The sequence below is a fragment of the Gracilibacillus suaedae genome (assembly GCF_017599345.1).
GTDB classification, from domain to species: domain Bacteria; phylum Bacillota; class Bacilli; order Bacillales; family Amphibacillaceae; genus Gracilibacillus; species Gracilibacillus suaedae.
Window position 1 is genome coordinate 63555 of record NZ_JAGFVL010000033.1, and the last position, 14151, is coordinate 77705.

Consider the following 14151-nt stretch of genomic DNA (forward strand, 5'->3'; position numbering starts at 1 on the left):
GAGCATGACTTATGTTAAATGAACGTAATCCAATCCCGGTTTCAGAAGCTGTTAAAAGAGTTACTGATTATTATAAAAAAGGCGAAACAGAATATATGCCATTAACAAACGTACATCAACGTATATTAGCGGAAGATTTAATAGCGGATCATGATGTGCCGCCATTTGACCGATCCCCATATGATGGCTATGCACTCCGTTCAGAGGATACAACTGAAGTAACGGATCATACCCCGAAAATCTTGGAGGTTGTCGGTCATATCGGTGCTGGCAGTGTCCATCATGAATATGTAGCAAACAATCAAGCTGTTCGAATTATGACAGGTGCACCTATTCCTGACGGAGCGGATGCTGTCATCATGTTAGAAGATACTACTGCCTTTGAAGAAGATGGTAGATCATATGTAACGATTAGGAAATCCCTTCAGCATCATCAGAACATTTCGTTTCAAGGAGAAGATGTTGGAAAAGGAACAACATTAGTGAACAAAGGCACCGTGATAAATCCTGGAATAGTAGCGTTATTGGCAACTTTTGGTTATGCACAAGTGCCTGTAGCAAAAAAACCGTTAATCGGTGTGATTGCTACTGGAAGTGAACTATTGGAAGTAGATCAGCCGTTAGAACAAGGGAAAATTCGAAATAGTAATGGATATATGATCATGGCACAAGTAGAAAGAGCTGGAGCAATACCAAAGTATTATGGTCAATTACCAGATAATTTATCGGAAAGTTTGGAAAAGATTACACAAGTGATGAAAGAAGTTGATTTTGTCGTTACAACTGGTGGAGTATCTGTAGGTGATTATGATTTACTTCCAGAGATTTATCATGAAATAGGAGCTGAAGTATTATTCAATAAAGTGGCGATGCGTCCTGGCAGTGTCACAACCGTTGCCGCTGTCGATGATACGTTATTATATGGACTATCAGGGAATCCTTCAGCATGTTATGTGGGATTTGAACTATTTGTAAGACCAATTATCGATCACTTTTTGGCAAAGAAAACAATCGGGATGCAGCAGGAACAAGCTACATTAGCTGTTGACTTCACAAAAGCCAATCCATTTGATCGGTTCATTAGAGGACGTTACCAAGTAAAAAATGATCAGTTAGTTGCAGAACCAGCAGGTAAAGATAAATCTAATATGGTGCACAGCCTAGCAATGGTTAACTGTTTTATCCAATTACCTGGTGGGACAGAAGGATATCAAAAGGGTGATCAAGTAACCATTCATTTGTTAGGAGAATGAGTATGAGAAACAAGATGTTTGAAATTGTAGAAGACTCTATTTCTGTTGAATCACTAATCGAAAAAGTAGAAGATCGTAATGCTGGAGCGATCACTACCTTTATTGGTACAGTTCGTGAAATCACAGGAGAAAAAAAGACGGTATACCTTGAATATCAAGCATATAAACCGATGGCAGAAAAGATGCTTGCTCAGATCGGCAAGGAAATCAATCAAAGATGGTCAGATACAAAAGTGGCTATTACACACCGGATTGGCTCCCTTGATATCTCAGAAATTGCCGTAGTGATTGCTGTTTCTTCCCCTCACCGTAAACCAGCATACCAAGCGAATGAATATGCGATTGAGCGAATTAAACAAATAGTTCCAATTTGGAAGAAAGAACAATGGGAAAATGGCGAAGCATGGATTGGGGACCAACTGGAAAATGTTCCATACCGGGCAGGTAAACCAGATATAAAGGATGAGGACCATGATTGAAGTATTATTATTTGCTCAGTTACAAGAAGAAGTTGGTAAAGATAAAGTTCGTTTAGATATAAAAGAAATAACCGTTAAGGAAATCAAACATCAATTACAAACACAATTTGATTTGAGTCAGATTGAAGAATCGCTGGTTGCCGTTAATGAGGCCTATGCATTAGAGGATGACGTGATTCGATCTGGTGACACCGTGGCAATTATTCCTCCTGTTAGCGGTGGTTAAGATGTATGTAGTTCAAGTGGTAGGTTATAAAAATAGCGGGAAGACAAGCTTTATTTCACAATGGATTGAATATTTGAGAAGAAAAGATTATCAGGTCGCTACCATTAAGCATCATGGTCATGGCGGCGAGCCAGAGCAAGTACAAGAGACAGACAGCTACCAACATTTTGATCGTGGTGCCAAGTTGACTACGGTTATCGGGGAGAATCAGCTATTAATTACAGCTGATAAAAAGAAATTTTCACTCGAAACACTGTTGTTATTTTATCAATCGATTGACATTGATATAGTAATTATTGAAGGATACAAGCAGTTAGCTTTACCCAAAATAGTTCTGTTGCAGGATGAGATGGATACGATATTAGAAACAGTAGAAAATGTGAAATATGTGTACAAAGAAAATCCGGAGTATATTTTTAATAAGATAGAAGCTAACTGGCATGATTTTGCATTCGAAAAGATTAAAACCTTCCTTTAAAATAAAGGAAGGTGAACCATTTAGTCAATATTACAAACTTCGATTGGGCAGTTTTCACAGCCTATTTCATCACGTAAAAATTGAAGGTCCTTGACGATGATGTGACCGGTTTTTTTCACATCAACGATATCGAGTTTTCTTAGTTCGCTAAGCATTCGGTTAACACTTTCCCTCGTCGTAGCACAGAAGTTCGCAAGTTGCTGGTTGGTTAAGGCCATTTCAATTAGAATGCCTTCACTTGTTTCGATACCATAACTGTTGGTTAAACGAATTAAAGTACTATATAATGCCCCTTTCTTACCGTTCAAGAGCAGATCACGAATCTTGGATTGAAAAATTCGCATATGATTGCTAACCCAACGCATGAATTCAAACGTTAGTTTACCATTATCAATGAGGGCTTCTTCTAATTGTTCTCGGTTAATGACTAGTACTTCACCTGGGGTAATCACGCGTGCACTTAATAAATATTTAGCATCATCACTAAATAGTGTTAATTCACCAATCATATCATTCGCTTTACACAGGCGTAATGTTAATTCTTTACCATCTGCAGTTAACTTTTCAACTTGAATTAAGCCTGATTTCAGAATAAAAATTTCGTAAGCATCCATACCTTCTTGAAACAAAAATGTATCTTTTCTCATTTTTTTCGTATGACTGATTGATTCCAATAGTTGACGTAACTCTTGAGAGATTTGATCATGGTGTTGTCGATGCCTTGTCGTTAATGGTTGTGCAGATTGCATGGTAATACCCTCCATTTTCTGGGAAATAGTAAGATCCGTTTGTTAAACTATTTACTATTATTGTAGCATGGTGATGAGCAAGTAATCGTAGAAAAGAAAAACAATTTCGTGAAAGAATTTTGACCATTTTGTGAAAAAGTGAACGAGAGGTGTTAAATAAGTGGAAAAAATCATGGGTATCGTGTTAAATGGAGGTAAGTCATCAAGGTTTAAGAAGGACAAAGCATTTGCTTCCTATCAGGGAAATACTCTCTATGAAAATGCCTTAAAACTGATGTTAGCTTGTGTCGATAACACGTATTTCGTAGTGCGTGATAATCAACCTTCACAACAAGAAACTGAAAACATTCAGGTCATCACAGATTTAGAGCTATTCAAAGGACAAGGGCCGTTAGCTGGGATTTATTCTGCAATGAATAATTATGCTGCTAATTGGTATCTCGTCTTACCAATCGATACACCATTAATAAAACCATTTATTTTAAAGAGATTAATCAGCTATATAGATGATCGTGAAGATGCTATTGTCCCAAGAATAAATAATAGAATACAGCCGTTAATTGCTCTATATAAACTGGATACTATTGGTGTGATAGAACAACAATTAATCGCTGGTAAGCGTTCGATGCATCAATTGTTAGACAAATTATCGGTAACATACGTCGATTTTTCTGCTGAAGATGAGAAGTATTTTATCAATATCAATACCCAGGAAGAATATCAACGGTATATAAGAGGTAAAGCGAGACTAGATTAACCGCCACTGAAGCTTGAAGAGAGAATCTTACAGACGTTTAGAACCGTGATAAACTGGAGTGAGTAAAATGTGGAATTTCAAAAGAACACTATGGATAATAGGAGGTAGTCTCAGTCTTGTTACTGGGTTAATAGGTATAATCGTCCCACTACTACCTACAACGCCATTAGTTTTATTGGCTGGTTTTTGTTATGGTAAATCATCTCCTCGCCTGTACGCCTGGCTTATGACCAATCCATACTTTGGTCATTACATTGCAGATTATAAGAGTGGAAAAGGTGTACCGCTTCGAATCAAGGTTTTTGCCGTTACCGTTGTTTGGACAAGTGTATTATTTACGCTTACAGTCATACCTTTATTGCTTGTAAAGGTCTTTATCCTTGGAATTGCTATCTTTGTGACATTATTTATCTTTACTTCTCCACTTTTAAAAGTGAAAAATAAAAGTTCAGAAATCATAAGTTAAAAAACTTAGCAAAAACTGGTCGCGCACAGGCCTTGTCATTAAATGCTGAGTGTATCTTCAGGCCAAACAAATCCCGCAGGAGTGGAAGTGGGCGGCATTCGCTGAATGATGATGCTCTACCACATATGTCAGGCCTAGAAATATTATCGCCTGAAAGTGCAAAGATATGGCCTTGGAAATTACTAATAGTAGTGCTAAAACCAATATACTTTTTCCAATATTCGTTGTAGAAAAAGGTATAGTGAAGGCAGACTGTTTCGACTCCTGATGGTTATGAAAAAAAGGTATACCTCTTTCGATTAACTATCGAAAAAGAGGTATACCTTTTTAGTCGTCATCTATGGATTGTTCATTGGCTACACTGTGAGCTAATCGAGATGAAGCAGCAGCTGCTATTGCACCCACGATATCATCTAAAAAAGTATGACAGCCTTGAGACTTATCGTTTAATTTCTCCAGAATACCAGGTTTTTGTTTGTCGATGTATCCATAATTCGTGAAACCGATCGATCCGTAGACATTGACGATCGACAATGCAATCACTTCATCAATACCATACAGACTTTCATCTGTTTCCAATATTTCTTGAAGGGGGGACTCTAATTTATTTTCTTCAGCTAAAACATCCAGTTGAATACCGGTTATAATTGCATTTTGCACTTCACGCTTCATTAACACCCTGTCTACATTTTCGTAACAATGCTCTAACGTTAATTCATCTTGATATTTATTCTGTAAAAAGTAAACTAATTCTGCAATATCCTCTAATGTGACACCTCGATCTTTTAACCATTGCCTTGCTTTTTGTTCTAATTCTGTTTGTTTTCGGACATTTGCCATGCGTGATCACATCCTATATTCATCATTTTCATTTAATAGTATACATATAGTTTATTATATAGACATTAAAGGGGGAAATAAAGTGCATCCTATATTCTTACACTACCCAATTCAGGTGCCTACTAAACAAGTATCAGACAAACCATATTTAACTTTTTCGGATCAGTCGTATTATTATTTTATTATTCCTACTTCGGTAACAGAGCGATTTGCACTTGAGTTATATACGATTGCTACGCATTATCATCAACAAGGCTGGACGAATGTTACTTGTCCGATTCCAAATGTACACAATCAATTCCTTACGTCCATTGGTAAGCAGAAATATTTGCTATGTTATGCAATATCCAACGATGATCAGCGAGAAGAAGCCGCTAAACTATCCGCTTTTCATCAAACTGGATTTGGCTATCCCTATCAACCAAGTGCGATGAACAGCTATGGAAGATGGAAAGAGTTATGGATTACTAAGATAGATCAATATGAGGCGCTTTATCAACAATTATATCAGCAACGACCAGCATCGCCCTTTATTCGTGGATTTGTCAACATGTTTCCCTATATTGTCGGCTTGGCAGAAAACGCCATTCAATATATGCATATTGTCGAACAAGAATCACAATTTAATGAAAGTGATCAACCGTCGATTACTTTCGGACGTTATCAAAGTGATATGAATGAAGTTTTTATTTGGAGTAATCGATTTGTCTATGATCATCCTGTTCGTGATGTTGCAGAGAAGTTAAGGAAGTACATGCTAATACCGAATGGATTATCCTCTCCGGAATGTCAGCAATTTTTGCAACAATATGCATCTAACACACCTATATCAGCATTTGGATGGAAACTTTTATATGCACGATTAATTTTTCCAATTCATTTATTGGATTCCATGGATCAAATCCGCCAAACATCCAACCATCATCTGGATATAGAAGAATTGGTCGAAAATCAATCTGTTTATGAAGAAAATTTGCGGACATTTTTTTATCAAATTGGCATTGATCAAAGAGAAATAAATAGTATACAATTAGATTGGTTATTAGACGTGTAGAAGATAATGATCGATGCATCTCCATTCACAAAGATGGAGGTGTATATTTTTTTTGATTTTTAGACGATTGTGCCTTGATAAAGATCACATTCACATGTATAATGTCCACTATATATAAACAGATGTACACGTAACGTAAACAAAGGGAGGGTGTCTAGATGGATCAAGTTAATGTTGGTTTATGTGGGCTTGGTACAGTTGGAACAGGGGTTGTCAAACTGTTACAAAGCCATGCTAATGAAATCAAATATAAGGTTGGTAGTGAAATTCAAATAAAAAAAATTCTAGTTAATGATACGAAAAAGAAACGTGATGTTGCCATTCAACCAGAGTGGTTAACCGATAATCCAGAGGAATTAGTTAACAACCCGGAACTCGATATTATTATTGAAGTGATGGGCGGTATTGAAGATACTAACCTGTTGTTAGAAAAGGCAATCCGTAATAAAAAACATATTGTCACAGCAAACAAAGACTTAATGGCGGTTCACGGTCAGAAATTATTACGATTAGCAAAAGAAAACAATTGTGATATTTTATATGATGCTAGTGTTGCCGGTGGTATCCCGATTATTCGCTCACTAACAGAAGGACTTGCATCTGATCGTATTCAAAAAATTATGGGGATTGTTAATGGAACGACCAACTATATCCTAACCAAAATGACGGACGATGAATTAGCATTTGAACCAGTTTTGAAAGAGGCACAAGCACTTGGGTTTGCCGAAGCAGATCCTACGTCAGATGTTGATGGATTAGATGCAGCGCGAAAAATGACACTGCTTGCGAACCTAGCATTTAAAATGGAAATTGGTTTAGATGATGTAGAAGTTTCCGGAATTCGAACAATTTCGCAAGAAGATATTACTTTTGCAACAAGTTTAGGGTATACTATTAAATTGATAGGGATTGCATCGATCCATAATGGAAAAGTAGAAGTGAGTGTTGAGCCAACCCTTTTACCGAAAGATCATCCGTTAGCATTAGTAAAAAATGAATTTAATGCGGTATATGTATATGGTGAAGCAGTTGGAGAAACGATGTTCTACGGACCAGGGGCAGGAAGTATGCCAACTGCCACAGCGGTTGTTTCCGATTTAATGGATGTAGTAAAAAATATCCGCCTTGGTATTACCGGAAATGAATACATCGTTCCGCAATACGAAAAACAATTAAAAGAAAATAATGAAAAGTATATGCAATATTTCATTCGTATGGAAGTAGATGATGAAGCTGGCACTTTCCAAAACATAACGAATGTGTTTACGAATGAAAAAGTAAGCTTCCAAAAGATCTTGCAATTACCTTCTGACAAAGAAAAAATGGCAGAAATTGTGATGGTGACGCACAAAATCAGTAAGCAGCAATTATTAAATAGTCGAGAAAATCTAAAAGGATTAGACGTTGTTAATGAAATAATCAGTTGTTATCGCGTCGATGGGGAGGATTAATGGTTATGGCATGGCAAGGACTGTTGAAAGAGTATCAAGAATTATTACCGATTACTGAAAAAACTCCAATGCTAACTTTATATGAAGGGAATACTCCTTTATACAAATTAGAAAAATTATCCGAGAAGTATGGGGTAAATGCATATGCTAAATTTGACGGTTTAAACCCAACAGGTTCATTCAAAGACCGTGGTATGGTGATGGCTATGGCAAAAGCTGTAGAAGAGGGTGCCAAAGCAGTTATCTGTGCTTCAACTGGTAATACATCAGCTTCTGCGGCTGCATTTGCTGCCAGAGCTGGGTTAAAATGTATTGTAGTTATTCCTGATGGGAAAATTGCCCAAGGTAAACTAGCACAAGCAGTTATGTATGGTGCTGAAATTTATGCTATTGAGGGTAATTTTGACGATGCATTGCGCTATGTACGTAAATTAGCAGAATCAGGTGAAGTGGCTCTAGTGAACTCTGTTAATCCTTACCGTATCGAAGGCCAAAAAACCGCTGCATTTGAAGTTTGTGATGAACTAGGTAAAGCACCTGAGTACTTATTTATTCCTGTAGGTAATGCAGGAAACATCACGGCATACTGGAAAGGATTTAAAGAATACAATGACAAGAAACAAACAGGTTTACCGAAAATGATGGGATTTGAAGCAAGTGGTGCGGCAGCGATTGTACATAATCGCGTATTCGAAAACCCAGAAACAGTGGGCACAGCAATTCGCATCGGTAATCCTGCAAGCTGGCAAGGTGCGGTAAACGCTCGTGATGAATCTAATGGTCTAATCGATGAAATTACAGATGAAGAAATGATCGAAGCATACCAATGGATCGCCCGAAATGAAGGAGTATTTGCTGAACCTGCATCTTGTGCTTCTATAGCAGGTTTATGGAAGAAATTAAAAGAAGGCAAAGTAGAAAAAGGATCGACGGTTGTTACAGTTTTAACTGGTAATGGCTTAAAAGATCCAGATACAGCAATCAATTATAGTGAAGTAAAACCAACTGTATTGCCTAATGAGGAAGAAGTAATCATCAATGAAATCTTAGGTAGTGTCAAGGCATGAGTTGGTCGATAAAAGTACCATCGAGTACATCCAACTTGGGAGCAGGTTTTGATTCTATTGGTTTGGCGCTAAACTTATATTTAGAATTGCATGTAACAGAAGCAAATAAGTGGGAATTTATAGCTAGTTCTGCATGTTTGCAGGGAATTCCAACAGGCAAAGACAATCTAGTCTATGAGATTGCAGAACGAGTGGCCACCCAATATGGGTATCCTGATCAAATGCCTGCCTGTCGTGTTGAGATGAAGAGTGAGATTCCGCTTGCACGAGGGTTAGGAAGTAGTGCAACAGCTATTATTGCTGGAATAGAATTAGCTAATATTTTGTTGGATTTAAAATTAACTGATGATGATAAACTTCAAATTGCAACAGATATTGAAGGGCATCCAGACAATGTAGCACCATCTCTTTTAGGCGGCTGTGTAGTTGGTCATTACGACGGTAAAGTGTCCTACACTCGAATTCCAGTAAAAGGTGTTACCTTTGTAGCAGTGATTCCAAGTTTTGAATTAAAAACAAAAGATGCACGTGCCGTATTACCAAATCAGTTTACATTTAAAGAAAGTGTGCAAGCTAGCAGCGTAGCGAATGTAAGTGTAGCGGCTATTTGTAAAGGTGATTGGGAAACATTAGGGGAGATGATGGAAAAAGACCCCTTCCACCAACCATATCGAAAAGCATTAATTGCTCACTATGATGAGCTTTATAGCCATTTAAATGAAGGTGCTTATGGTGTCTTTCTAAGTGGAGCAGGTCCGACGATGATTGCAGTAGTTGATGATAAAAAAGTATTTTCACTCGTCAAAAAGTGGAAAGCAGAATATCCAGAATATCAATGGCTTCCATTACAAGTAGAAAATACCGGATCCTTCGTTGAACAAATTCGTGAAGAAATCAAAAAATAACAATAGAGATTACTTTTGGATAAGAGATATATCCTTTTTAAACAGGTTTATCTCTCTTTTTTTTGTTGTCTAGAATTATAAATTTTTGGGATGTGGATAACATGTAGGCAACCTATCTAGTCACGTCCAGCTTCGAGCGCGAACTAGGTGACTTCACGAATCGCCCTACAATAAGTCGTCATCGGTTCGCTTTTCTCAGTGATTCCTTTATCTCAGTTGATTCTGAAACCGCTATTAAGTGGGAGCTCTACGCTTTTGTTCATAGTAAAGAAAGTATAAAATTAGCGCAATGAGCGTGTTAAACGAAGTAGTTATTTTGAAATGTTTGATGTATATTTGCAATGCTCCGACTAATTACTTTCCGCGGGCATAGCCCCCACTAACTTTGCAAAGTGGATTTTCAGCTCGTGCTATTCCCGCAGGAGTCTCCGTAATTAGTCTCCGCTATGAGAAGGTGCACCCATTCTTGTCAGAAGTAATAGGTTGAGTTTGGACAAAGTGAAAAATTGCTATTTGTAATGATAAAAGCAACTGTATTATTTCATACTAGCGTTGTAGAGCAGACCTTAGCGAAGGCCGCTCACTTTCACTCCTGTGGGAATTGTTTGACCTGAAGATCCACTTTTTCGAACGGGTTTTGCTCGAAAAAGTTAGCTGAAGGACAAACCCCACGGAAAGGGAAGTGGGCAGCCGGAGTGGTGGTCAAGCTGTTCAAATATTCCAATAATTACTACCAAAGTAATAGACATCTAATTAGCATTTAACAGTGGACCGGGGGGATTTGCCAGTTTTTTTATTCATATTTATGGCAAAACATATTTGGAAGGACAAGGATTCATTAAAAATGGATATAAAAAAGGAAACGTCTCTCATTGAAGACCGTTTCCTTTTTTATAATTTGCAATTAAAATACTTGTTCAATTTCAGTTACACCAGGTACTTCTGCCATTAGTGCGCGTTCAATACCTGCTTTCAAAGTAATGGTGGAGCTTGGGCAGTTACCACATGCACCCATCAAACGTAAGCGAACGATACCATCTTCCACATCTACTAATTCTACATCTCCACCGTCACGTAATAAAAATGGACGTAATTTATTTAATACTTCTTGTACTTGAGCTGATTGTTCTTCCATGAATGGAAACTCTCCTTTCCTTACTCCTACGACTCTATTATAAAGGTTGTTTGTTTCAAAAGCTATGGTATATGTCACATCAATGATAAACATTTTCAATATCATTTTATCTTTTATTGATTTATTTGTAAATAAAAGTGTGTTAAAAATATATTAGGCAGATGAACCTTAAGATATACTGAAGGTGTGATATAATGATGATAAGAATTAGAGTTGGATTTTGTGTGAAAAACCTTGCCAAAGGTACTGAGCAAGTCCGACAACAATTGTTAAAAGATCCAGATTTGGATGTAGCAGAATATGGTTGTACAAGTTATTGTGGTATGTGTCGCCATTATCATAAAGCAATCGTGAATGGAAAACCAATCATAGCAGATACCCCTGAGCAATTATTAGACAGTATTAACGATTATATCGATAATGAATTAATGGATCAGTTATAAATGAGGAGATAGTGAAATGAAGATACCTTTTACAAAAATGCATGGGCTAGGAAACAGTTACATTTTTATCAATGTATTTGACTTTCCACTAGAAGAAAATATTCTGGCCGATTTGGCAAAAGCTGTTGCAGATAAAGATACAGGAATTGGATCTGATGGTTTAATACTAATTCATCCTACTGACAATGCCGATGTCGGTATGCGCATTTTTAATAAAGATGGTTCAGAAGGAAAAAACTGTGGTAACGGATTACGCTGTGTAGCAAAGTACGCCTATGAACATCAATTGGTAGACGCAAAACAATTTACAATCGAGACAAAAGCAGGAAATGTCAGTGCAGAAATACACGGAGACTGGCCACAAGTAAATGAAGTAACGGTTGATATGGGTGTGCCAATATTAATACGATCGGAGATCCCTATGTTGGGCGAGGACCAGGATCAGGTAGTAGCTGAGCCGTTTGAAGTTCAAGACGAAAAACTTGAAGTAACTACAGTTTCTATGGGTAATCCACATGCCGTTTTTTTCGTGGATAATATAAATGAAGCACCTTTAACGACATTAGGTCCTATTATAGAAAAAGATCAACGATTCCCTGAAAGTGTTAATGTTGAGTTTATTGAACAAGTGAATGACCATGAGATTCATTTTCGAGTATGGGAACGAGGATCAGGTGTGACACAGGCATGTGGTACCGGAGCTTGTGCTTCTGTCGTAGCATCGATTTTAAATGGTAAATTACAAAAAGGAAAAGAAATTACCGTTCATTTAGCCGGAGGGGATTTATATATTACATGGGCAGAAGATGGTCATGTTTGGATGCGCGGCAAAGCGGAAACAACGATTGAAGGAACATTTTTCATGGAGTAAATCCAAAGCATAAATATTGAATTACAACGCTTAAGTTTGTATACTTGATCATACAATAAGTATTATGAATACTTAGAAAAAGGAGTTTTTTTCTATGGTTATCAATATTACGGATAATGCAAGACATCAAATAGAAGAAATGATGAAAGAAGAGGATACTGAAACAGTACGTTTGCGTTTTGGTGTCAAAGGTGGCGGATGCAGCGGTCTTTCTTATTCTCTAGGCTTTGATTATGATGTGAATGAAGAATTAGATTATACAGAAGAGTCAAATGGTATCCCATTAACAATCAAGAAGTTTGATATTGATGTGATTGAAGGAACAACCATCGATTTTAAACAGAACATGATGGGGGGAGGTTTCACGATCGATAATCCTAACGCCATTGTTTCTTGTGGTTGTGGATCTTCCTTTAAAGCAAAGGAAAGAGAAGGGACACCTGAGAATTGTTAATACCACTTTGTAAATTAAACACAAAACATAGAGAAACCCTCGGCAATTTTTGATGTCGGGGGGTAATTTTTAGGTTATACTAGGAGATTCAATAACTATTCACTGAAGATTTTTCTATAAATTTGAGTTTCGCTTAAAAAAGAGCATCCCCGGAGGGCTTGTCAAGAAAAGTGTGTAAGTTATTCTAAATACTTTAACACTCGTTCATTAAGATGGTCATGAATTAAGAACTGGTTCATGACCATTGCCCATTGTTGAATATGGCCACCTTCCCATTTACTTTCAAGTTCTTTCGTTCGTAAATACAAGACTTTTAGAAGAGCGTTCTCGTTTGGGAATGCTCCTTTTTTAGTCACTTTTCTAAAGCTGGAATGTATACTTTCTACGGCATTTGTGGTGTACATGATTTTGCGTATCGCACTTCCATAATCAAATAGTTGTTCCACATGGGAGAAATTCCGTTTCCAAACGTCAATCGCTCCAGGATAAGCAGACCATTGTTGTTGAAAAGTTTCAAATGCACTATGACAGGCCTTAAGACTTGGTGCACTATACACCTTTTTTAAGGCAGCGGTGAAAGGTTTATAGTCTTTACTTGGAACGTACTTAATCGAATTTCGAATGAGATGGACGATACAGCGTTGCACGATTACTTGTGGGAAAATAGCACGAGCTCCATCTTCTAAACCACTTACTCCATCCATCGAAATAAAGAAAATATCTTCTACACCACGAGCTTTTATTTCATCAAAGATTTGCATCCATTTATGCTTACTTTCCGTTTCATTTAACCATAGACCAAGAATGTCTTTCTTTCCTTCCATGGTATAGCCTAACATGGTATAAACAGCGTATTTCTTTGTTTCGTAGTCGTTACGTATTGTCGTATAAAGGCAATCTACAAACACAAAGGGATAACAGTTGCTTAAAGGGCGACTTTGCCACTCTTCTAAATCAGGAAGCACTGTATCCGTAATATCAGATATCATTTCATGAGACACGGAGAAACCATAGATATCTTCTATAGTGGATGAAATATCTCGCTGAGACATCCCTCTTGCATACATGGAGATAACTTTATCCTCGATGGCAGAAACATCTCTTTTGCGCTTTGGAATAAGTTGCGGTTCAAATGAACTATCTCGATCACGTGGTACGGCAATATCCACTTCGCCAGTAGTCGTTTTGACTGTCTTTTCTCCGTACCCATTCCGTCTATTGTTTGTTTCTTTTTCTCCTTTATCATTTGATTCATAGCCCAAATGATGATTCATTTCACCTTTTAGCATCGATTCAAACATCGGCCCGAATATGTCCTTTAATGCATGTTGCATATCTTCTACAGACTTTGGTTGATACTGTTCCATAATCTTGTTAGCTAATTCTACGGAGTTAGGATCTCTTTTGGGTTTGCCCATTTAAAACACTCCTTTAGCTTTATATTTTTATTCTACCAAATAAAAAACTGTGTGAGTAAGAAACCGTACGCATTTCTTACTTACACAGTTAATATTACACTCCCG

At 37.3% G+C, this 14151-nt stretch carries 16 protein-coding genes and 1 pseudogene; 13 read left to right on the forward strand and 4 right to left on the reverse strand.

The window, feature by feature from the left end; genetic code table 11:
* The first annotated feature begins 11 nt into the window (after positions 1-11).
* Genes J5J03_RS09605 through mobB form a run of 4 tightly spaced genes read left to right on the forward strand, consistent with a single transcriptional unit; the run spans position 12 to position 2436 of the window.
* Positions 12-1253, forward strand: a complete 1242-nt coding sequence (locus tag J5J03_RS09605) for a molybdopterin molybdotransferase MoeA (protein ID WP_208589097.1) — start codon at positions 12-14, stop codon at positions 1251-1253.
* A gap of 2 nt (positions 1254-1255) precedes the next feature.
* Positions 1256-1732 carry a molybdenum cofactor biosynthesis protein MoaE gene (locus J5J03_RS09610; RefSeq protein ID WP_208589099.1) on the forward strand — a complete coding sequence of 159 codons (477 nt, stop codon included), beginning with the start codon at positions 1256-1258 and terminating at the stop codon, positions 1730-1732.
* Positions 1725-1958, forward strand: coding sequence for a molybdopterin converting factor subunit 1 (moaD, locus tag J5J03_RS09615; protein WP_208589100.1), 234 nt, complete (start codon positions 1725-1727; stop codon positions 1956-1958). The genes J5J03_RS09610 and moaD overlap by 8 nt, the downstream gene beginning before the upstream one ends.
* Before the next feature lies 1 nt (position 1959).
* A complete protein-coding gene (gene mobB / locus J5J03_RS09620; RefSeq protein ID WP_208589101.1) occupies positions 1960-2436 on the forward strand; it encodes a molybdopterin-guanine dinucleotide biosynthesis protein B in 477 nt (158 codons plus the stop codon).
* Positions 2437-2456: 20 nt separating this feature from the next.
* Here mobB and J5J03_RS09625 read toward each other — a convergent pair whose 3' ends face one another.
* On the reverse strand, positions 2457-3185 hold the full coding sequence (locus tag J5J03_RS09625; RefSeq protein ID WP_208589102.1) for a Crp/Fnr family transcriptional regulator: 729 nt from the start codon (positions 3183-3185) through the stop codon (positions 2457-2459).
* A gap of 160 nt (positions 3186-3345) precedes the next feature.
* On the opposite strand from J5J03_RS09625, the gene J5J03_RS09630 reads away from it, so the two are divergent.
* Positions 3346-3942: a molybdenum cofactor guanylyltransferase gene (locus tag J5J03_RS09630; RefSeq protein ID WP_208589103.1), complete on the forward strand. Its 597-nt coding sequence runs from the start codon at positions 3346-3348 to the stop codon at positions 3940-3942.
* A gap of 67 nt (positions 3943-4009) precedes the next feature.
* Entirely contained in the window at positions 4010-4408 is a 399-nt protein-coding gene (locus tag J5J03_RS09635) for a YbaN family protein (protein WP_208589104.1), read from the forward strand.
* A 327-nt stretch (positions 4409-4735) separates the two neighbouring features.
* Here the strand turns inward: J5J03_RS09635 and J5J03_RS09640 are convergent, their stop codons facing one another.
* Positions 4736-5248, reverse strand: a complete 513-nt coding sequence (locus tag J5J03_RS09640) for a phosphatidylglycerophosphatase A family protein (protein WP_208589106.1) — start codon at positions 5246-5248, stop codon at positions 4736-4738.
* Between the two features lie 82 nt (positions 5249-5330).
* On the opposite strand from J5J03_RS09640, the gene J5J03_RS09645 reads away from it, so the two are divergent.
* The 4 genes from J5J03_RS09645 to thrB all read left to right on the forward strand — a co-directional run bounded on the left by J5J03_RS09645 (position 5331) and on the right by thrB (position 9725).
* Positions 5331-6302 carry a protein kinase family protein gene (locus tag J5J03_RS09645; RefSeq protein WP_208589107.1) on the forward strand — a complete coding sequence of 324 codons (972 nt, stop codon included), beginning with the start codon at positions 5331-5333 and terminating at the stop codon, positions 6300-6302.
* A gap of 158 nt (positions 6303-6460) precedes the next feature.
* Positions 6461-7753 (forward strand): homoserine dehydrogenase, encoded by a 1293-nt coding sequence (locus J5J03_RS09650; RefSeq protein ID WP_208589108.1) that lies wholly within the window; start codon positions 6461-6463, stop codon positions 7751-7753.
* 5 nt (positions 7754-7758) lie between these two features.
* Positions 7759-8820: a threonine synthase gene (gene thrC / locus J5J03_RS09655; protein ID WP_208589110.1), complete on the forward strand. Its 1062-nt coding sequence runs from the start codon at positions 7759-7761 to the stop codon at positions 8818-8820.
* Positions 8817-9725 (forward strand): homoserine kinase, encoded by a 909-nt coding sequence (thrB, locus tag J5J03_RS09660; protein ID WP_208589112.1) that lies wholly within the window; start codon positions 8817-8819, stop codon positions 9723-9725. Before thrC ends, thrB begins: the two co-directional genes overlap by 4 nt.
* A gap of 904 nt (positions 9726-10629) precedes the next feature.
* Here the strand turns inward: thrB and J5J03_RS09665 are convergent.
* Positions 10630-10848, reverse strand: a pseudogene (locus tag J5J03_RS09665) (NifU family protein); the annotation flags it as partial.
* Between the two features lie 209 nt (positions 10849-11057).
* Here J5J03_RS09665 and J5J03_RS09670 point away from each other — a divergent pair.
* From J5J03_RS09670 to J5J03_RS09680, 3 genes are all read left to right on the forward strand, one after another.
* Positions 11058-11303 carry a DUF1450 domain-containing protein gene (locus tag J5J03_RS09670; RefSeq protein WP_231710671.1) on the forward strand — a complete coding sequence of 82 codons (246 nt, stop codon included), beginning with the start codon at positions 11058-11060 and terminating at the stop codon, positions 11301-11303.
* A gap of 16 nt (positions 11304-11319) precedes the next feature.
* Positions 11320-12174 carry a diaminopimelate epimerase gene (dapF, locus tag J5J03_RS09675; protein WP_208589115.1) on the forward strand — a complete coding sequence of 285 codons (855 nt, stop codon included), beginning with the start codon at positions 11320-11322 and terminating at the stop codon, positions 12172-12174.
* A gap of 94 nt (positions 12175-12268) precedes the next feature.
* Positions 12269-12628 (forward strand): HesB/IscA family protein, encoded by a 360-nt coding sequence (locus J5J03_RS09680; RefSeq protein WP_208589116.1) that lies wholly within the window; start codon positions 12269-12271, stop codon positions 12626-12628.
* 179 nt (positions 12629-12807) lie between these two features.
* Here J5J03_RS09680 and J5J03_RS09685 read toward each other — a convergent pair whose 3' ends face one another.
* Positions 12808-14046: an IS256 family transposase gene (locus J5J03_RS09685; protein WP_208585893.1), complete on the reverse strand. Its 1239-nt coding sequence runs from the start codon at positions 14044-14046 to the stop codon at positions 12808-12810.
* Between the last annotated feature and the right edge of the window lie 105 nt (positions 14047-14151).

Bases quoted from the DNA above. Each gene is read 5' to 3' on its own strand.
- J5J03_RS09605 (WP_208589097.1), top strand. From the start codon at position 12: ATGTTAAATGAACGTAATCCAATCCCGGTTTCAGAAGCTGTTAAAAGA.
- J5J03_RS09610 (WP_208589099.1), top strand. From the start codon at position 1,256: ATGAGAAACAAGATGTTTGAAATTGTAGAAGACTCTATTTCTGTTGAA.
- moaD (WP_208589100.1), top strand. From the start codon at position 1,725: ATGATTGAAGTATTATTATTTGCTCAGTTACAAGAAGAAGTTGGTAAA.
- mobB (WP_208589101.1), top strand. From the start codon at position 1,960: ATGTATGTAGTTCAAGTGGTAGGTTATAAAAATAGCGGGAAGACAAGC.
- J5J03_RS09625 (WP_208589102.1), bottom strand. From the start codon at position 3,185: ATGCAATCTGCACAACCATTAACGACAAGGCATCGACAACACCATGAT.
- J5J03_RS09635 (WP_208589104.1), top strand. From the start codon at position 4,010: ATGTGGAATTTCAAAAGAACACTATGGATAATAGGAGGTAGTCTCAGT.
- J5J03_RS09640 (WP_208589106.1), bottom strand. From the start codon at position 5,248: ATGGCAAATGTCCGAAAACAAACAGAATTAGAACAAAAAGCAAGGCAA.
- J5J03_RS09650 (WP_208589108.1), top strand. From the start codon at position 6,461: ATGGATCAAGTTAATGTTGGTTTATGTGGGCTTGGTACAGTTGGAACA.
- thrC (WP_208589110.1), top strand. From the start codon at position 7,759: ATGGCATGGCAAGGACTGTTGAAAGAGTATCAAGAATTATTACCGATT.
- thrB (WP_208589112.1), top strand. From the start codon at position 8,817: ATGAGTTGGTCGATAAAAGTACCATCGAGTACATCCAACTTGGGAGCA.
- J5J03_RS09670 (WP_231710671.1), top strand. From the start codon at position 11,058: ATGATAAGAATTAGAGTTGGATTTTGTGTGAAAAACCTTGCCAAAGGT.
- dapF (WP_208589115.1), top strand. From the start codon at position 11,320: ATGAAGATACCTTTTACAAAAATGCATGGGCTAGGAAACAGTTACATT.
- J5J03_RS09680 (WP_208589116.1), top strand. From the start codon at position 12,269: ATGGTTATCAATATTACGGATAATGCAAGACATCAAATAGAAGAAATG.
- J5J03_RS09685 (WP_208585893.1), bottom strand. From the start codon at position 14,046: ATGGGCAAACCCAAAAGAGATCCTAACTCCGTAGAATTAGCTAACAAG.